Raw genomic sequence first — 19,387 nt, 5'->3', positions numbered from 1 at the left:
GCGCTATTTCACGAGAACGGTAATCGTGGCTGTACCGCTAAATTTACCTGGGGCTGGCGTTCCACCGAGGAGATTGATCGGCCATGCCTCCAGGCTGATGTGCCCCTGGCCGGAAGGATGGATACCGATCAACCCATTTGTGAACGGGATATTGATGTGGGTGTCGTCGATACGAGCCATTCTCACGCCGATGTCCGGGATATTATCGGCCTCCCGGCGGCGGGCGACTAACGTGTACTGATCAAGCACATCATCGCCATCAATCCTCATTTCCATCTTATTGTTGATGCTTGATGTATCGCCACAGTCGTAGTCAATATCAAAACTGACTGGTGTATAGCCGTCCGGCATCTCATTTGGGGTAGTGAAACGACTGGTGTTGATATAACCGAGATCGACCTGAATGACGTCGCCCTGGTTGATTTTACAGTCCTGAGGCACGGTAATGCTCCCCTGGATGTGCAGCTCGGCGATATCTCCCAGGTTGTTCATTGACGGAGAGGTGGTCGTCGTGCTCCATCCGGCCCGTACGGAGGCGATTTGGGTATCTGGAATCACCAGTTCACCTAAGAAGGGTTTGGTGACGTACAGCGTAAAACGGGTACGTGCGCCAATCGTCACCGGCGCGGCGCGAGTCTCCGCCGGATCGTCGATACATACGCTGCCTTTTTCGCTGCTTATCCCATACGAGCCGCTTTCTCTCAATGGGTCACGGTTTGTCGGTAAGACGGCTGTGGCGCCGGGAATATCGTCAACTTCGGTTTTAATATCCAGATTATCATTCAGATGGTAAAAGCCGCTGAGTTGACCGTTTCCGGATAGCGCGCTGGTGACCGTATAGAACAGCGCCACTCTGCTACCCGCGCCACAGCCGCAATCAATTTGATAAGCACCGCCCGTGAGTGGCGTCGGCAGCTCCAGCGAGGTTCCGGCGACGTTCTGGGCTTGTGTCCAGTCGCTGGAGACATCGGCGTTAAAGCGACCTGATGGACCTGATGCGACGCAGGACCCGTTCGCCGCGTAGACCGGGGCGATAGATAGCGCCAGCAGCGCGGCGGCAATCCCATTTTTCATCCACGAATTCTTTATTGACATAGTGCGTTCCCATTATGTATTGCGGCGCTGCGAGCGGCATCTTCCTGCAGGCTGAAGGTAAACTGGCACTGTTGATCAGGCTGATTGCCCCAGCGCACGGACCACCTCTGCGGCTGATTGTTCACGCCGGTGATATACAGCACGCCGCCTTCATCGACGATGCTTTGCTGCGTCTGGCTGCTGGCTACTGCGCCGAAGGGCAGCGCATTCCCTCGCGCATCGGTGAGTTTCAACAGCACGCGGTAGCCTGTCTGGGCAATAAAGTGCGCCGTTACGGCGGCACCGCGATTAGGCACCACGGTACGCACGGTTTCGGTCACATCGACATTATCCGGCATCATAGTGGTATCGAGAGAGATGGCGTTTTCCTGATACGCGGTCAGATAGGGGATAATGGCATAGCCAAAATAGTCGGTGGCGATGCCCGGATAGTTTTTCACCCGGATACCTGCCGCGCCGTTGGCGTCAATCAGCGCAAAGGCATTACCCAGCGGCTGCGACAGCGTCACGCCGTGGGGATGGGCGACAATACCGCCGGAGAGGCCGTAGCTCATCTGTTGGCTATCGCTGCTGTAGTCGTAGCCCGCATTCATGGTGCCATAGGCAGAGCGATAGCTGCCGTACAGGCTGCTGCTATCACCGCCGCCGCCTTCGCTTTGCCGCTGTTTGAGGCTATAGCTCAGTCGACGGTCTTCCAGCAGCGAGCCGTTGATACCCACTTCGTGCTGTGTGGCGCGATCGCGTTGATCGGTGGTGCGCCAGGTTGCCCGCGCATGCGACAGCCAGCGATCCAGCGGTACGCTCAGGCTGAGCGACAGCGTGCGATCGTTGTCGCTGTCCTGCGAATCGGTGAACTGGCCGCTGAGGTTATAGCTCACGCCCCATAGATTGCCGTTCAGACCAATGGACAGGTTTTTATCCTGCCCCCCGCGATCCCAGTACTTCTGCTGCGAGCCGGAGGCGTAGAAGCTGATACCAGAAAACAGCGACTGGCTGACGGTGAACTGAGCTTCGTTGCGCAGGCGGTCGTCGGCGCTGATGTCCTTCTGGTTGGCGTCGGAGAAGTTGAAATAACCGCTGCTGGTGTAGCGATAGTAGCTTAGTGACACGCTGGTGCCGCTTTCCGGTAGATCTTTGATGTACTGGGTACGCCAGCTGTAGCCGTGATAGTTTTCATCGTTATCAAGCTGGGTATCCGCACGGCTGACATCCATCGATACCGCCCCAAGTTCGCCGAGCGTAGAGCCGAGACCCAGCGCCAGCGCCCGATAGTCCTGCGAGGCATTCAGGCCACCGTACAGGGTCAACACGTTGTTCAGGCCATAGCTGGCGGTGCTTTCAAGGAACTCCGGTTCGTTGCTGTCCTGCGAGCTGGCGGCGCGAAAGCGCCCGGCGGTGGCGCTGTATTTGAGATATCCCGGCCTCTGCATCTGCGGTAGCGCGGAGAAGGGCTGGACGAAGTGCCGCACGCTACCGTCGGCCTCTTCGATAGTGACGTCTAAATCGCCGCTGAAGGAAGAGGGGTAGAGATCGTTGATTTCAAAAGCGCCGGCCGGGACATTGCTTTGATACAGGGTGTAGCCGTTTTGCCGTACCGTGACGATAGCGCTGGAGTTGGCGATACCGCGAATGGTCGGCGCAAAGCCGCGCTGGCTGTTGGGCAGCATGGTTTCATCGGAGTACAGCCGCACGCCGGTAAACTGATAGCTGGTGAATACCGTGCCTTCCGTTGCACTCTCGCCCATTACCAACTGCGATTTCAGACTTTTGATATCCCGCTGCAACCAGCTATTAATGCTCTCCCAGCGTGTGTCGTTATCGTTGTGCGTCCAGGTGGAATAATTGCGCAGCCGCCAGGGGCCGATATTGGCGCCGTTTTGCATATTCAGATACTGGCGCTGGGTGTTATCGCTGTCGTATTGGTTCTGCGAGCCGCTAAAGGCGTAGTTGGTAAACAGCACCGGCATACCGTCGTCCCAGCGGGAGGGGTCAATATAGCCGCGGGCGTCGCGGTACAATGCAATCTGCGGCACGCTGAGATTCAGCCGGCTATGGTTGAAGTCGAACTGAGAGACGCTGCCGGGGATGGCCTGCGCCAGATCGGTAATTATCGTACGGTTGTCCTGCTCCGCAAGCTGCGGATAGTTGTCGATCTTAAAGCCTAACTCACGTAGCTGCCCAAGGGTGAACTGAGGAATCAACTGGTGGTCTTTACCGGCGATGAACGGCAGCGTACGTTGTACCGTTTTCTTATTATTAATATAAATATCAACAATATATTCACCAGGGAGCTGGGCGTTATTCTGAGAAAATACGTTGAGATCCACTGCCCGCTGGCCACTTTTCTCCGTTTCCAGCAGCGCCGGGTCAAAATAGAGATCGCTGGCCCAGGCCTGGCATGCGCTCAGGCATCCGCTGACAATCGCGCAATGTATCCAGAAAGAGAGCCGTTTCGTGGTTAATAAATGCGGTGTTAATTGCACCATTTCGCTTGTCATTCCTTGAGAGCTATTATCGTGTGGTCAACGTGGGGGACGGCTATTGCAGCGTTCGGGTTTCCGTTTTGGTGGCCCCGCCGTAGTCGTTAATGGCTGCCCACTGCACCGTTTTCCCTGCAGAAGCGGGAACCTCGATCTGTTTATGCTCGCCGGGAGCGATATAGTCGATTTTACTGGTGAGATCGGTTTTCCCGAGCGCAATACCAGCAAAGACGACGTGATAAGCCGATGGGTTATAGATGTCTAACTTATTATTGCTATATTTATATTCGAGAGATTTATAGGCATCGTAAGGTTTACCCGTTAAATTGGCTGGCCGATAGAACAGTTTGATACGCGTTTTAAATACCAGGGTCAGCATATTATTATCGCTATCGGCAGACTGGCTTTTTGCCGGGATCGCGCGGACGTTAATAAAGAAAAGTGATTCTTTGTTATTAATGATGTTTTCAGATGATTTAATTATTCGTAGTGATGAATCGCTGCCCGAATCCAGACGAAATAGCGGTGGCGTAATAATAAAAGGACCACGCGCCGTTCCTTGCGCATTATCGACCCACGACTGTAATAAATAGGGCAGGTTCTCGCTGCGGTTAGCCACCGGCAGGGCGGCCTCTTTTTTCCCGGCATCGTAGATGACGCGAGTTCTCTCTAGCACAATTCCACCCGCGAGGCACTGGCTGACCCAGCCGCCAAGCAGCATCGATAATACGAGAATAGTGTGTTTTTTCATCACAGTCATCCTTAACCAGACGTCAGAAAACGTCTCTTTCCGTCCTTGCTGGAAGAAAAGAGACGACGTACGGGAATTAGCGGTAGTCTATGGTGACATCCACGCTGGCGTTGGCTTCCCCAGGGGTGATCAGTGATGAATCAACGGTGGAGACGTAATAGGCTTGCAGCCCTACGGTAGTGGTGCCATCGGCTTCCGGGGTAAAACTAACTTTCGGCGTGGTGAGCTTATTCAGCGACATTTGTTGGCCGTCGCTGGCTCTGTCGATACGGATACCCACGCCGGTTGCAGGGGTATCCAGGCTGCTAACGGCGACCAGATCGTCGTGATTGGCCACGGTGCCGCCTGCACGCGTTTCCAGCCACACCTGGAACGAGTTGTCCGTTGTACCATCAACGTGTTCCCACGGTGTGGTTGGGCAATTTTTTAACGGAATATCAACCGGAATCGCCGGGGAACGGTCGCCGACGCTTTTAAACTGAGCAGCGGCGTAGTGACCCAGTTCCACCTTGATGACGTCGCCATTAGAAAACTCACAGGTGCTGGTTAGAATTTCACCCGTAAATTCAATGGTGCCATCCGTCGCCCATGCGCTTCCCGCAGAAAGCGCTATCAGGCTAACTGCTATAGATTTTGTAATTTTGTTCATTAAATTCCCTCTTATCCGATAAACCTATTGACAATTAAATTTATGAAAACATACAGGTTAAAATTAATTGCGGGGCGATGGTATTCGATATTCGTGCATAAGCAAGTTAAGGCGTGATGTTTTCAGATTATATTTATTAAAAATAAGCGAATTAACTGTCATTGTATTAAATAATATTAAATTAGTGAGGGGTGAAATATTATAATAACGAATGTTTTTGCTAAGTATTATACTCGTGATGATATTAAGCCCTTGATATTCAGTTGCGTGTTTTTTAGCTAAATATTTTCCTTTCTTGCATTCCTGTTTACTCATCCCATCACATCTTCTGCTGTAAAATTGTACAGGTGTAAATGATTGTGGATTCGGATAGCCAACAGTGTTGGTTAAAAGTGATGTTTGTCACAATTATCTGGTAAATGTGAACAGTAGTACTCTTCAGAATGCGGCTTGTGTCATTAGACTAGGGCTTCTAAAACGGGAGGACCCATGGCTTTGCATTCCACGCGCTGGCTGGCGCTCGGTTATTTCACCTACTTCTTTAGCTACGGTATTTTTCTGCCTTTCTGGAGCGTCTGGCTCGAAGGGCTGGGGCTGACGCCGGAAACCATCGGTTTACTGCTGGGCGCGGGGCTGATTGCCCGTTTTCTCGGCAGTTTGCTGATTGCGCCGCGCGTAAGCGATCCCTCTCGTCTGATCTCCGCTTTACGTATTCTGGCCCTGTTGACGCTGGTGTTTGCGCTGGCCTTCTGGGCGGGCACCAACGTGGCGTGGCTGATGGTGGTGATGGTCGGCTTTAACCTGTTTTTCTCGCCGCTGGTGCCGTTGACCGACGCGCTGGCCAACACCTGGCAAAAACAGATAACCATGGACTACGGTCGGGTAAGACTGTGGGGATCCGTTGCCTTTGTGATTGGCTCCGCGCTGACCGGCAAGCTGGTGAGCCTGTTTGACTATCGGGTGATCCTGGTCCTGCTGTCGCTTGGCGTCGCGTCGATGCTATTGGGGATGATGATCCGCCCGAGCGTGCAGCCAGCGGGGGAAAACCGTCAGCAGGAGAGCGCGGGATGGCCCGCCTGGCGTGCGTTGATAACCCAAAGCTGGCGTTTTCTGGCCTGTGTGAGTTTGTTGCAAGGTGCGCATGCCGCTTATTACGGGTTCAGCGCCATCTACTGGCAGTCTGCCGGATATTCCGCTTCGGCGGTGGGCTATTTGTGGTCATTAGGCGTGGTGGCGGAAGTGATTATTTTTGCGCTCAGTCACAAGCTATTCCGCCGCTTTAGCGCGCGCGATTTGCTGCTGCTTTCCGCCGTTTGCGGCGTGGCACGTTGGGGGTTGATGGGCTGGAGCACTGAGCTACCGTGGCTGATCGTGGTGCAAATCCTCCATTGCGGAACCTTTACCGTCTGCCACCTGGCGGCAATGCGCTATATCGCGACGCGCCAGGGCAGCGAAGTGATACGTTTGCAGGCGGTGTATTCTGCGGTGGCGATGGGCGGCAGCATCGCCATCATGACCGTATTCGCAGGCTACCTGTACCAGAATCTGGGCAACGGCGTATTCTGGGTGATGGCGCTGGTGGCGCTACCGGCAATCTTTCTGCGCCCGAAGGTGGTGGCGCAGCCTGCAACGTTATGATTCGAGGATTTTGCGGATCTGCTGCTGCTGATGCGGCGTAAGTGCCAGATCCGCATGAATCAACGGCGGAGAAAACAGCGGCAGCGGCGTGGTATACGGCGTAATAATCAACGTGACTCCGCGCGGCGTACCCTGTTTTTGAAAGTCCTGCATCGGCATATGTTTTACGTTGAGCGGCAGCAGCGTCAGTTCGCGCAGCTGTTGCTCAATATGCGCTTCAAGTAGTTCATTGTTGCCGGTCAGCAGGATAATCTGCTTCTCGTGCAAATCCTTCTCCTGCATCAGCCAGGCACCGAAAATAACGGCGACCAGCCCGATCTCTTCTTCTGAAAACTGCACATCGTACTCCGCTTCGAAGCCATGTATCGCCTCGCGGGTAGTACGAACCAGACGGGGATAAAGTCGGCTGAACTCCTCCGGCAGCGTGTTATCAATGCCAATGGCAAACACGCTGCGGTTAAGCGCCTGGGCAAGGTGAATATACAGCTGATCGTTCAGTCCTTGCTCATCGCTGAAGCGTACATTGCCATACTCGCGAAAACGCAGCACCAGCCGTGCAATAGCAAGACGCAGGCGACGATCCTGCTGGTGGTTATCGCGCACAGGGTCGGGGATACGGAGCATTGAGAACAGCAACGCCATAAACAGCGATTCGCCCGGCGGCGCACTCTGCATGACGTGGCGCTGCCAGTGGCGGCCAATTTCCTCAGCGAGCGGATACTCTGCGCAGGATTGCGCCCAGCGTTGCTGGAGCGGATTAAATTCCGGGGTGACTCCCGCGTGATGCTGTAGCAGACAATACTGTAAATACAGGCGCAGGAACTGGATGTCACGGTACTCAAACGGCTTCTGCAAGCGCCGGGAGCACAGATTAATGAGCGCATGCAGATTGGTGTCGTCATACAGCGTACGCGCGATACCTTGTTGTTTCAGCGCCATTTTTAATGTGGGTGTGAAATGCTGGGCGATAAAAGTCGGGCAGATCCGCAGACCGCGGCGCAGCCACTGCAACAGACACAGGCGCTGATTTAGCGGGGTCCCTTCGATCGTATAGCCGCCATTCAGCGCGGTGGTAATCGCGAGTCGGTGATAGCGCTGGATTTCGAGTCCTGCGCCAATAATATCTTCCTCAACAGTGGCATCATCAACGCCATTGAGGCTACTGAAGGTTTGAGCTGTAGCGATTTGCCCTGGCAGGAAAAGCGTCAGCAGCACCTGGCAACGGCGCTGGGGAGCGGAAAGTACAGATGGTGGAGCAAGCGTTGACATCATCTGTAGGATCTCCCGTAAGTATGTTTGATAAGAATAGCTAAAGTTTGCTCATAGATTTGGAGAATGGAATGCTTTCCACCAGGAATGCTGGAGAGCGTCACAGAATTTTTAACGTGCGGAACAGATAGCAGGAGTGGAACGCAGCGCGTTAACTGGCTTTTTCACTGTTTTATCTTCTATTGAGACATAAAAAAACCCGCCTGAGGGTGACGGGTTGAGAAGACGAGTGGAAATGCGCGGTCTGTTGTTACTGCTCGCGGCTCAGCGTTAATCCCACATCACCGCCAGGATGTACAGACAATAGCGTCTCTTTTGAGTAACCGCTTTCGCTCATCAGACAGGCGCAGGCGGCGTCAAAGATAGCCAGGACCAGTAAAATTGAGGTGGTGGCCAACATGTTCAACGGGTCGGCCTCACGCTGGACGCCGGTGGAAATCACCAGCCTCGACGCTTTAGCAATGGCTGAGTCGGCGTTTTCAGTCACGCTCAGGATGGGCACATTTCTCGCAGCCAGCCCGGGCAGCAGTCGGGTTAGTTCATCCGAATTTCCCCCGCGTGATAGCATAATGACCAGGTCATCGGCGCGTAAAAAACCGAGATCGCCATGCGCCGCATCCGTCGCGTTGAGGTAAATCGCCGGACGTTCCACGCAGGCGAGCATGTGCGCAACTTTACGCGCCGCAATACCGGATGTACCGACGCCAGTGACGACGATTTTCCCCTGGCAACCGCGCAGCTCCGCCATTAGCGACTGCCAGACCGGTTCAGTCAGATGCTGTCCCAGACCTGCGAGGGCATCGCTATAGAGCTGAAATACGCCGGTGGCCTGAGACCAGGAGTCACTCATGCGTCCTCCTGCATCAGTTGGCGGTATTTCATATGATCCTGATACATCTCGTGGAATACCCGATATTTGCGATCGTAGTACTGCTTAATGCGATTGGTCTGCGGGGTGACCGTTTTACCAATCCGGCTCATTGCCGACATCGCTTCCGGGAACGTGTCGAACACGCCTGCGGCGATAGTCCCCATCATCGCGCCGCCCAGCAGCATGGCTTCGCTCTCTTCAGGCAGCAGCATGGCGCAACCGGTGGCGTTGGCATGCTCCTGAACGAAGATCGGGTTTTTCGTCCCGCCGCCGCTGGCCATAATCGTATCGATGGTGTAGCCGCTTTGGTTCATCGTTTCAATGATATGGCGCGTTCCCAGCGCAATGGCCTGGATGGTTGCGAGGTACTGGAGCGCCATATCTTCCGGCGTGCGGGACAGCTTCAGTCCGGTGATTGCTCCCGTGAGCGTGGGGTTAGCGCGCGGCGAGCGGTTGCCGTGGAAATAGGGCAGGATGTGCATGTCACGGGTCAAAAAGGCGATATCTTCCGGCTCACCAGCCATTTTACGCAGCAGCGCATTCAGCAATTCATAAATGGTTTGCCCCTGAGACTTAGCCTGCGTCAGCAGGGTTTCGTAACACGGATGCGACTGAATAACGTGGTCGATTAACGCCCCGGTTGCTGACTGCCCGCCTTCATTGAGCCAGTATTCCGGCAGTACGGCTGAGTAGTAAGGACCCCAGACGCCGCCGATAAAACGCGGCTCTTTGGAAATTGCCATGTGTCCGGTGGAGGTGCCACCAATTAGCGCGACACGACGGTCAAAATCCGCCACCTCGCCGGAAACTCCGCTTGCGCCGAGCGTACCTAGTGTGCCGGCGTGGGCATCGATTATCGAGACGCTGACCGCGGTCCCCGGAATCAGTCCCATTTCGCTGGCGGCGCGCGCGGACAGCCCGTGACCGAGCGGTTCGCCCATGGTTTTCACGTAGCGACCAATTTTGGCAGCATCATGTTCCAGCAGGTCTTCCAGCCCAATCTGGCGGAAATAGCTGGCATCCCATTTGTCTTCATGGCCCATATAGGTCCATTTACACACTGTCGAACACAATGAGCGTGTGTCATCGCCTGTTGCGCGCCAGGTCAGGAAATCGGGCAGATCAAAGTAGTAACCCGCATTGGCCCAGGTATTGGGCATATGCTGCTTCAGCCACAGCAGCTTGGGCGTTTGCATTTCCGGGGAGATAATCCCGCCAACGTAGTCCAGCACCCGATGATGCAGGGCGTTAATGCGTTCAGCCTGGGTAATGGCGCGGTGATCCATCCACACAATGATGTTCTGTTCGCTGCGCCCGGACGGGCTGATGGTCAGCGGTTTACCTTCTTTATCCAGCACCACCAGTGAGCAGGTAGCGTCAAAGCCCAGACCTTTCACCTGGATTGGGTTGATATCTGACTGGTTAATCGCATCGCGAACCGCGTTACACACCGCCTGCCAGATGTTATCGGAAGACTGCTCAACAAAATCGGCCTGCGGGCGGTAAATCTCGATAGCCCGACTGGCCTGGCCGACCATTCTGCCGTTGAGATCAAACACGCCGGCACGGGCGCTTCCGGTTCCGACATCCACACCAATAAAGTAACTTGCCATAATTTTTTCTCCTGAAATCAGGCTTTACGATTCTGTAATGCGATAAAGAGGATCAGCACCGCGCCCCACAGCGCCATCGTCAGATAGCTGCTCACCCCCAGCAAGTTAAGGCCGCTTTCCAGCATTTGCAGCACAATCAGCGCCAGTACCAGGCCGATAATGCGCCCGAAACCGCCATCCGGGTTGATGCCGCCGAGGACGGAGGCAAGGATGGTGACCAGCAGGTATGACTCACCGTATCCGGCTTTTGCCGAGTTGAATTTCGCCATCATCAGAATGGCGGCGACCCAGCCGAGCAGGGCAGAAATCACGTACACGGAAATTTGTACCCGGACGGTATTTACGCCGCTGTAGCGGGTAGCCTGTTCATTGGAACCCACGAGATACAGACTGCGCCCAAGCGTGGTGTGCTCCAGCAGTACCCACAGCAGGATTGCCACCAGGAAAAAGAGCAGCAGCGCTACCGAAATACCGGCAATCGTGGCGTTACCAAGATATTGAATGGCGGTCGGGAAACCGGAAATCACTGTCCCATTGGAAAGCAGTATATTCAGCCCGGAGATAAGCGTCATCGTGCCGAGCGTGGCGAGAATCGGCGAAACCCCGACCCAGGCAATCAGCGCGCCGTTGAGCGTACCGATTGCGACCGCCACGGCAGCGCCTGCCAGCAGCGCCAGCACCAGAAACAGCGGGTTATCCGGATGGGTGACGATAATCGCCGCCATTATCAGCGAGCAGGCATTCGCTCCTGCAATTATCGACAGGTTTATGCCGCCGGTCAGCATGGTCATGCCCATCCCGAGGGCCAGCATGCCAAGGATCGGCAGTTGCGAGCCAATCGACTGGAAGTTAGCGACGCTGAAAAAACGGCTGCCGAGCAGGGCCGAGAAGACCAGGGCGACGACCACAATAATGACGCATTGCAGACGAATGATGGCATCACCGGGTAAAAATCTGGCGATTGTTTTCATCTCAAAGCTCCCTTGCCAGTTTGCGTTTTTCGTTCCAGGCCGTGGCGCTAATGCTGACCAGGATAATGGCGCCGCTGAACACGGTGTGCCAGTAAGAGGAGACGCTGAGCAGCGTCAGGCCATTTTGTAAGAAGGCCAGCAGGACCACGCCGAGCAGTGTTCCGGTTAATGTTCCGCGTCCGCCGCTCATGCTGGTTCCGCCGAGCACGACCGCCGCCAGTACCGTCAACTCAAAGCCGAGCAGCGAATTGGGCGCAACTGACTGGGTGATTTGCGCCTGAACCACGGCGGCAACGCCTGCCAGAATGCCCATGTAGCCATACACGTAGAAATGCAGCTTCAGCAGATTCAGCCCCAGGCGCGAGGCCGCATCACGATTACCGCCCATGGCATAAACCTGACGGCCAAGACGGGTATAGTTCATCAGCACGGCGGTAAAGATGATCACAGCCGCCAGGCACAGCAGAGGCAGTGTCAAGCCGTAGTCGTAGCCATCCGCCGCGGTGAACGAGAACCAATTGATGCCGTTCATAAACCAGTCCGGAAAGCCGTACAGCCAGGTGCCTTTAGTGGCGTACACCAGCAGACCGTAGTAAACGTTCAACGTGGCGATGGTAATGATGATGGCCGGAACGCGCAGCCAGTAGACCAGGAAGCCATTAATAAGTCCAAGCAACAGGCCCACCGCAATTGCGATGATTAATGCCAGCGCGAAGTTGCCGCCGTGGCCGATAACCCAACTGGCCATCGCATACTGGGCTATCGCGGTCATCGCCGGAAATGAGATGTCGATCCCGCCGGAAATCAGTACCACAAACAGCCCGCAGGCAAGGATGCCGAGAATCGCATAGCTGGTAGCCACATCCGTCAGGTTCCCCAAAGACAAGAACTCATCGGTGCTGATGCTCAGCCCAACGGCAAGGGCCACAACCAGCAGGCCCAGCCAAAATTCATGTTGCCCGATTAAACGGGAGAGATGCATCTTATTCATTGATTACCTCGACCACTTCAGCAATCTCCTCTTCACGGCACTGATGAGGATTAAATTCCGCCACCAGCCTGCCGCGACGCATCACCAGCACGCGGTGGCTGTTGTAATACGCTTCCGGGATTTCATCGCAAATCATCAGCACCGCCATACCCTGTTCCGCCAGATCGCGGGCTATCTGGTAAATACCCTCTTTGTTGGCGATATCTACGCCTACGGTAGGGGAGTCGAGGATCAGGATGCGGGGATTAGTCGCCACCCATTTGGCAATGGCGATACGCTGGGCATTACCGCCGGAAAGGGTTTTAACCGGCAGGTGTGGATCGGACACTTTGATATTCAGCTCGCGGATCAAATCGGCGACCAGCTTTTGCGCTTTACGGTGATCGAGCAGGCCGCTGCCGGTATGCAGTTGATCAAACACCGTGACGATGGTGTTGTCGTAGATCGACTGCTCCATGATCAGCCCCTGCGTCAGGCGATCTTCTGAGACGTAGCCGATGCCATGTTTGATGGCATCATGGTTATTGCGAAGAGTGACCGGCTGGCCGTTAATGCGAATCTCACCGCTTTCTGGGTGCGTCATGCCAAACAGGCTCAGACAAAGTTCGGTGCGTCCGGCGCCCAGCAGGCCCACAATGGAGACAATCTCGCCGCCGTGCAGCGACAGATTAATGTTTTGGTATTTGCCTCTGCGGCTGAGGTTGCGCAGCTCCAGCAGGGGCTCTTGCTCAATAGCGGGTCTTTCCGGCAGCGGGCTATAGTGGAAGCGTTGTCCGGTCATCAGGAAAGCCAGCTCGTGGCTGTCGAGTTCGCTGGCAGGATAAGTGCCCACCAGTTTGCCGTCGCGCATCACGCTGATGCGGTCAGCCACTTCCATCACTTCATCCAGACGGTGGCTGACAAACACTACACAAATTCCGGCAGCTTTTAGTTCGTTAACGACCCGTAGCAGGCCATTAACCTCCTGACGGGTTAGTGAGGCGGTGGGCTCGTCCATAATCACCAGACGCGCGTCGGCGGCAATCGCCCGGCAAATGGCGACCAGTTGTCGTTCGGCAATCGAGAGTTTTTCAACCTTTTTATCGGGATCGATGTTCACACCGATGCGCTTCATGGCTGCCAGCGCCTGCTGCTTCATGGCGCCACGACGTACCCAGATATCGCCACCGGGCAGATAGCGGTTGACCGCGATATTCTCCGCGACGCTAAAGTTAGGGAACAACGACAGGTCCTGATAAATAACCTGAATGCCATAATGGGAAGAGAGCTGCGGCGTCAGGTGATGGAACAATTTGCCATCGAGTAAAATCTGCGCGCCTTTTTCCGGATGATAAACTCCGGAGATCACTTTAATAATGGTACTTTTACCACAGCCGTTTTGACCCGCCAGACAGTGAACTTCGCCTTTTCTCAGCGTCAGATTCACGTTATCCAGCGCCAGCACGCCCGGGAATTGTTTGCTGATATTCTCAAGAGTGATAAATGCGGTGGTGTCTGCCATGGACAATACCCCTGCGAGCGCCCGGATGGACGCTGAGTGTTAGTTTGGTTGATAGCGCCGGCCAGACGGCCGGCGTTAAGGTTCCCTGGTGTTGGCTAAAGCCTTAGAAACCAAGTGATTGTGCGTTGTCTTTGGTGACTTCGAGGATCTTGTTAAAGCGGATCACTTTCTTCTCCGTGTCGATATCGGCTTTCCCTAAACCATCGATACTCAGGTCGGCGTTAACTTCTTTGCCCTGCAACAGCTGATCGGCAACCGTTACCAGCGCGTAGCCCGCGTCTTTTGGATCCCACAGCAGCGCTTTTTTGATATCACCGCGCATCAGGTAAGGTGCAGCCTGTGCTGGCATTGCGATCCCGACAACGGCGATTTTATCTTTGGCGCGTTTTTTCTGCACAGCCTGACCCGCACCGATTGGACCCAGCGAGCCGAAACCGATAATGCCTTTCATCTGCGGATAAGTTTTCATGAGGTCCAGCGTCGTGGCGTAGGATTTATCGATGCTTTCCGCAACCGGCAGACGTGAAGTGACCTCAAACATTTCCGGATATTTTTCTTTCTGGTACTTAATTGCATAATCCGCCCACGCGTTATGCAGCGGCACCGTCAGTGAACCGACATAGATGGCGTAACCCCCTTTGCCGCCCATATTTTTTGCTAACTCATCGACGTTGGCCTGCGCGTATTTTTCACTATCGATGGTTTCGATATCCCATTGGCCAATTTGCTCATCCGGGGATTCGTGCGTCAGAACGACAATGCCTTTATCGCGCGCTTTTTTCAGTACTGGCTCAAGGACCTTGGCATCGTTCGGTACCACGATGATGGCGTTGACGTTTTTGGCGATCAGATCCTCAATCACTTTGACCTGCTGTGCCGGATCCGGCGTGGAAGGCCCGGTCTGGTAAGCATTCACATCCAGTTTTTTTGCTGCTTCATTAACACCGGTTTCCATCCGGTTAAACCACGGAATCCCGGTGACCTTGGCAACCACAGCAATTTCATATTTTTCCGCCGCAAAGGACGTGCCGGACAACATGCATGCAGAAACCAGGGTTGCACTGAGTAATGCGAGTTTGAATTTCATAGTTGTACCTTTCGTAGGGGGCAGGACATGTCACGGCGTGAAGTTAACAACGAATGGAAGAGGGAATGAATCACAAGTTTGGTGAATGTGATCTATGCCCATTATTGTAATTTTATGGAAAATAAACGGTTAAATATTGGTTAAATTTGCACGGAAATACACTCAGGGATTTGAATTTAGTGTTAACAAAACATTAAAATGAAACCATAAATTAACAAATTGTTATCATTTTACTTAAGTTGTGGCGACGAAAAGGTATTTGGGAGGATGTTGCTGAAGAAGAAATTGTTGAAATTGAGAACTGAATCGATACCGGAAAAGGAGGCTCAACATTTTTTCGTTCAATGGTATCCTCAGCACACTTTCGCCAAACACAGCATCATTATTTGTGGCGGTGTAGATTTTTCTCGTGGAGAACTCATGCAAGGCGTTAAACGTATCATTATGACGTTGTTTCTCGCGATCCTGTCCTTTGGCGCAGGTGCGCATCCCCACAGCTTTATCCATTTGAAAACCGAGATAGTGAGCGAGAATGACCAGTTCGTCGCGCTAAAAATGCGCTGGACGATGGATGAAATCACCTCGGCAGATCTGCTTTACGATGCGGGAAATGCCAAACCTGGTGATGAGATCTGGAAAAAACTGGCGGCGGAAGTGATGGCCAACGTCCTCGGGCAGCACTATTTCACCGAAGTGTGGCACGACGGGAAAAAGGTAAAGTTTAAAAACAGGCCGACGGAATATGGCATGGAGCGTGAAGAACATCAGGCAGTGCTGACGTTCGTGTTGCCGCTGGCGGAAGCTCAGCCGCTGAGCGGTCAAAAATATACCATTTCAACCTTCGACCCCACCTACTACGTTGATATGAGCTATGACAAAGACAGCGATGCCTGGCTGGCGCAGGCCATAAGTCAGCAATGCCGTATTTCAGTACATACGCCGACGCCGAATGAACAAATGCTGAGCTTTGCGCAGTCGCTGGATAAAGAAGACGCACCGCCGGAGGATATGGAATTGGGTAAACAGTTTGCACAGACGGTGACGCTGCAATGTCCGTAGTTTATCAACAACGCGCCGCCAGACGCCGCTGGCTCACGCTATGGCCGCTGGCGGTGTTTTTACTGCTGGCTGCAGTCGGCATACTGTGGCTATGGCAGGCCTGGCCGCAGGTGATGATGAAGAGTGTCGTCTGGCAGCGCGACGTTAACCAGCAGATGAGCGGTTTGCTGAAAGCCGTTGCCGCCAATCCGGCCCAGGCCGGGGGATCGCTGCTGCTGTTTAGTTTTCTCTATGGTGTGCTGCATGCGTTGGGACCAGGACATGGAAAAGTCGTCATTACCACCTGGCTGGCAACGCATCCCTCGAAGCTGAGGTCGAGTATTGGCCTGACGCTGGCCTCATCTTTATTACAGGGACTGGTCGCCATCGGGCTGGTGGTTGTGGTGCTCACCATTTTGCAGTTGCCTGCACGACAGCTACATATGAGTAGTTTCTGGCTGGAGAAAGGGAGTTACGCGCTGGTTGGCGTGTTGGGCGTTTTATTGTGCGTCCGTGCGCTGAAGAAATTGCGCCAGTTACTGCGTCGCCCGAAATTTATCGCCTTCACGCCGCACCATGTGCATCACGAGGGATGTGGCTGTGGGCATCAGCATTTGCCTGATCCTGAACAGCTGCAAAGCGGTGATGACTGGCGCGCCCGGCTGATGATCGTTTTGTCTATGGGAATGCGGCCATGCTCCGGGGCAATTATGGTTTTACTGTTTAGCAAAGTGGTTGGCGTTTTTAGCTGGGGCATGGCGTCGGCGCTGGCGATGGCGGCAGGAACCTCTTTGACCATTACGTCACTGGCTTTGCTGGTACACAGTTTCCGCTCGCTGGCGGTGAGACTTAGCGGACATAAAGCGCCGGTGCTGTGGCGACAGATTGGCTGGACGACGCTGGCATTAGCCGGTGGTGCGGTGCTGATTGCTGCTGCGGTAGTGATGTGGGTGAGCGCGGTGCCGGTGGGGCGAGGGATTAGACCGTTTTAATCAAAGCCGGATGGCGGCCTGTATCAACACGTAAGCCCGGTAGCATGACACCACCGGGCTGTACTGAATTAACGCTTCAGCGCGTCGCTCAGTTCGTCACGCATGTTAGCCAGCATGGCTTTCACTACGCGCGGATTACCTGCAACGATGTTGCCAGTCGCCATGTAGTTATGACCGCCGGTGAAGTCGCAAACCAGTGCACCTGCTTCACGAGCAATCAGCTCACCTGCGGCGAAATCCCATGGTTTCAGACCGATTTCGAAGTAACCGTCAACACGTGCAGCGGCAACGTAAGCCAGATCCAGCGCAGCAGAACCTGTGCGGCGGAAGTCAGCGCACTCGGTAAACATCTTGCCAAGAATTTTCATGTAAGACGCGGCGTGCTGTTTCGCTTTGAATGGGAAACCGGTGGCGATGATGGTACCGTCCAGATCGCGTGCGGTGCTGCCACGCAGACGGTAGCCGTTCAGCTGTGCGCCCTGGCCGCGGGTTGCGGTGAACAGTTCGTTACGCATTGGATCGTAAACAACGGCGACTTCAGTACGGCCTTTAATGCGTACTGCGATGGAAACCGCGAAGTGCGGCAGACGTTTTACGAAGTTGGTAGTGCCATCCAGTGGATCGATAACCCATTGAACATCCTGATCTTCACCAACATGCTCACCGCTTTCTTCGGTGATGATGGTGTGCTGTGGGTAAGATTTGCGAATTGTTTCGATAATAATCGCTTCGGCGGCTTTATCGACATTAGTCACGAAATCATTGCTGCCTTTCTGGCTGGTTTCTACAGAGTCTGGCGTTTCGTAGTGTTTGGCAATTACATTACCCGCCTTGCGCGCTGCGCGCACGGCGATGGTCAGCATCGGATGCATCGGTCTCTCTCACTGGATGTTAAAGAACGGGAAAACGGCGCAGAGTATAGCAGCGAGTTCGGAATATGTCTTCGTTTTATGATAATATGCCCGAATAATCTTTAGCCGAAGAAATACAATGCTGCAAAATATTCGAATCGTGCTGGTGGAAACCTCTCACACTGGCAACATGGGCTCTGTGGCCCGCGCAATGAAAACCATGGGTTTAACTAATCTGTGGCTGGTAAATCCACTGGTTAAACCGGACTCCCAGGCCATCGCCCTGGCGGCAGGTGCCAGCGATGTGATCGGCAGCGCGCAGATCGTCGATACTCTCGATGAAGCGCTGGCGGGTTGCAGCCTGGTGGTGGGTACCAGCGCGCGCTCCCGTACGCTGCCGTGGCCAATGCTGGATCCGCGTGAATGCGGTTTAAAAAGCGTCTCTGAAGCAACGAACTCGCCGGTGGCGCTGGTGTTTGGACGTGAACGCGTTGGCCTGACCAACGAAGAGCTGCAGAAGTGCCATTATCATGTCGCCATTGCCGCGAACCCGGAATACAGCTCGCTCAACCTGGCGATGGCGGTGCAGGTCATCTCTTATGAAGTTCGCATGGCCTGGCTGGCAACGCAGGAAAGCGACAAGACCGCAGAATACGAAGAAGCTGAGTATCCGCTGGTCGATGATTTAGAGCGTTTTTACGGTCATCTGGAACAAACGCTGCTGTCGACCGGGTTTATCCGCGAAGGACATCCGGGGCAGGTGATGAACAAGCTGCGCCGTCTGTTCACTCGTGCGCGTCCTGAGAGCCAGGAACTGAACATTTTGCGCGGAATTTTAGCTTCTATAGAGCAGCAGAATAAAGGCAAGTAAGCGTCCTGATGCCGGATGGCTGCACGATTTCCAGGCCGGATTAGCGAAGCGCCATCCAGTAAGTGAAAATGGCACTGAAGGTTAAATACCTGACTAAATTAGTCAAGTAAATAGTTGACTGATTTAGTCGGGAATGTCAGACTTGCCCCTGCTATGCAATACCCCCATTTTACAATAAAAAACCCCGGGCAGGGGCGAGTTTGAGGCTAAGTAAGACATGAGACTGACATCAAAAGGGCGTTATGCCGTGACCGCAATGTTGGACGTTGCGCTCAACTCCGAAACGGGCCCGGTACCGTTGGCTGATATTTCTGAACGTCAGGGAATTTCCCTGTCATATCTGGAGCAGCTGTTTTCCCGTTTGCGTAAAAACGGTCTGGTTTCCAGCGTACGTGGACCAGGCGGCGGGTATCTGCTGGGTAAAGATGCCGGCAGCATCGCAGTAGGTGAAGTGATTAGCGCTGTTGACGAGTCTGTAGACGCGACCCGTTGCCAGGGCAAAGGCGGTTGTCAGGGCGGCGATAAATGCCTGACCCACGCGCTGTGGCGCGATCTGAGCGATCGTCTGACCGGTTTCCTCAACAACATTACGTTGGGCGAACTGGTGAATAATCAGGAAGTCCTGGATGTGTCTGGTCGCCAGCACACACATGACGCTCCACGCAGCACTCGCACGCAAGACGCTATCGACGTCAAACTGCGTGCCTAATAAAAATTAC

At 54.1% G+C, this 19,387-nt stretch carries 17 protein-coding genes; 5 read left to right on the top strand and 12 right to left on the bottom strand.

From position 1 onward, the window contains the following. Positions 1–3: 3 nt before the first annotated feature. The 4 genes from GPJ68_RS18180 to GPJ68_RS18165 form a co-directional block, all read right to left on the bottom strand. On the bottom strand, positions 4–1,095 hold the full coding sequence (locus GPJ68_RS18180) for a fimbrial protein (protein WP_049041538.1): 1,092 nt from the start codon (positions 1,093–1,095) through the stop codon (positions 4–6). Continuing rightward, the gene (locus GPJ68_RS18175) at positions 1,086–3,581 is read right to left on the bottom strand and encodes a fimbria/pilus outer membrane usher protein (RefSeq protein WP_172860656.1); all 2,496 of its coding nucleotides are present in this window, start codon (positions 3,579–3,581) and stop codon (positions 1,086–1,088) included. The genes GPJ68_RS18180 and GPJ68_RS18175 overlap by 10 nt, the downstream gene beginning before the upstream one ends. A 52-nt stretch (positions 3,582–3,633) precedes the next feature. After that, positions 3,634–4,326, bottom strand: coding sequence for a molecular chaperone (locus tag GPJ68_RS18170; protein ID WP_016154019.1), 693 nt, complete (start codon positions 4,324–4,326; stop codon positions 3,634–3,636). A 76-nt stretch (positions 4,327–4,402) separates the two neighbouring features. Beyond that, on the bottom strand, positions 4,403–4,975 hold the full coding sequence (locus tag GPJ68_RS18165; protein ID WP_047416451.1) for a fimbrial protein: 573 nt from the start codon (positions 4,973–4,975) through the stop codon (positions 4,403–4,405). Positions 4,976–5,464: 489 nt separating this feature from the next. Between GPJ68_RS18165 and GPJ68_RS18160 the strand changes: the two genes are divergently transcribed. After that, positions 5,465–6,613 carry a 3-phenylpropionate MFS transporter gene (locus GPJ68_RS18160; protein WP_019077391.1) on the top strand — a complete coding sequence of 383 codons (1,149 nt, stop codon included), beginning with the start codon at positions 5,465–5,467 and terminating at the stop codon, positions 6,611–6,613. Here the strand turns inward: GPJ68_RS18160 and csiE are convergent. The 7 genes from csiE to GPJ68_RS18125 all read right to left on the bottom strand — a co-directional run bounded on the left by csiE (position 6,608) and on the right by GPJ68_RS18125 (position 14,916). Further along, positions 6,608–7,885: a stationary phase inducible protein CsiE gene (gene csiE / locus GPJ68_RS18155; protein ID WP_104651152.1), complete on the bottom strand. Its 1,278-nt coding sequence runs from the start codon at positions 7,883–7,885 to the stop codon at positions 6,608–6,610. The two genes, GPJ68_RS18160 and csiE, sit on opposite strands and share 6 nt — an antisense overlap. A 247-nt stretch (positions 7,886–8,132) precedes the next feature. Then, positions 8,133–8,732 carry an SIS domain-containing protein gene (locus GPJ68_RS18150; RefSeq protein WP_047358248.1) on the bottom strand — a complete coding sequence of 200 codons (600 nt, stop codon included), beginning with the start codon at positions 8,730–8,732 and terminating at the stop codon, positions 8,133–8,135. After that, positions 8,729–10,366, bottom strand: coding sequence for an FGGY-family carbohydrate kinase (locus GPJ68_RS18145; RefSeq protein WP_172860654.1), 1,638 nt, complete (start codon positions 10,364–10,366; stop codon positions 8,729–8,731). The genes GPJ68_RS18150 and GPJ68_RS18145 overlap by 4 nt, the downstream gene beginning before the upstream one ends. A gap of 17 nt (positions 10,367–10,383) precedes the next feature. Beyond that, positions 10,384–11,337 (bottom strand): ABC transporter permease, encoded by a 954-nt coding sequence (locus GPJ68_RS18140; RefSeq protein ID WP_104651154.1) that lies wholly within the window; start codon positions 11,335–11,337, stop codon positions 10,384–10,386. A 1-nt stretch (position 11,338) separates the two neighbouring features. Then, positions 11,339–12,328, bottom strand: coding sequence for an ABC transporter permease (locus GPJ68_RS18135; protein WP_008785467.1), 990 nt, complete (start codon positions 12,326–12,328; stop codon positions 11,339–11,341). Then, entirely contained in the window at positions 12,321–13,829 is a 1,509-nt protein-coding gene (locus GPJ68_RS18130; protein WP_104651155.1) for a sugar ABC transporter ATP-binding protein, read from the bottom strand. Before GPJ68_RS18130 ends, GPJ68_RS18135 begins: the two co-directional genes overlap by 8 nt. 103 nt (positions 13,830–13,932) lie before the next feature. Further along, on the bottom strand, positions 13,933–14,916 hold the full coding sequence (locus GPJ68_RS18125) for an autoinducer 2 ABC transporter substrate-binding protein (protein ID WP_003037665.1): 984 nt from the start codon (positions 14,914–14,916) through the stop codon (positions 13,933–13,935). A 420-nt stretch (positions 14,917–15,336) separates the two neighbouring features. Here GPJ68_RS18125 and GPJ68_RS18120 point away from each other — a divergent pair, with 420 nt between their 5' ends. Beyond that, the gene (locus tag GPJ68_RS18120) at positions 15,337–15,975 is read left to right on the top strand and encodes a DUF1007 family protein (RefSeq protein ID WP_019077386.1); all 639 of its coding nucleotides are present in this window, start codon (positions 15,337–15,339) and stop codon (positions 15,973–15,975) included. Further along, positions 15,966–16,946, top strand: coding sequence for a nickel/cobalt transporter (locus tag GPJ68_RS18115; protein ID WP_049041547.1), 981 nt, complete (start codon positions 15,966–15,968; stop codon positions 16,944–16,946). Before GPJ68_RS18120 ends, GPJ68_RS18115 begins: the two co-directional genes overlap by 10 nt. 68 nt (positions 16,947–17,014) lie before the next feature. On the opposite strand, the gene suhB is transcribed toward GPJ68_RS18115, so the two are convergent. Next, complete coding sequence (gene suhB / locus GPJ68_RS18110) at positions 17,015–17,818, bottom strand: inositol-1-monophosphatase (protein ID WP_046275219.1); 804 nt, start codon at positions 17,816–17,818, stop codon at positions 17,015–17,017. 118 nt (positions 17,819–17,936) lie between these two features. Here suhB and trmJ point away from each other — a divergent pair, with 118 nt between their 5' ends. Both trmJ and iscR read left to right on the top strand, forming a co-directional pair. Next, a complete protein-coding gene (gene trmJ / locus GPJ68_RS18105) occupies positions 17,937–18,668 on the top strand; it encodes a tRNA (cytosine(32)/uridine(32)-2'-O)-methyltransferase TrmJ (RefSeq protein WP_016157139.1) in 732 nt (243 codons plus the stop codon). 217 nt (positions 18,669–18,885) lie between these two features. Then, the gene (iscR, locus tag GPJ68_RS18100) at positions 18,886–19,377 is read left to right on the top strand and encodes a Fe-S cluster assembly transcriptional regulator IscR (protein WP_005120405.1); all 492 of its coding nucleotides are present in this window, start codon (positions 18,886–18,888) and stop codon (positions 19,375–19,377) included. The last annotated feature ends 10 nt before the right edge of the window (positions 19,378–19,387 follow it).

It is taken from the genome of Citrobacter sp. 172116965 (assembly GCF_013458095.1).
Lineage (GTDB): Bacteria > Pseudomonadota > Gammaproteobacteria > Enterobacterales > Enterobacteriaceae > Citrobacter > Citrobacter braakii.
Note: the sequence above shows the minus strand (reverse complement) of the source record. Positions and strands in the feature narration are given on the sequence as shown.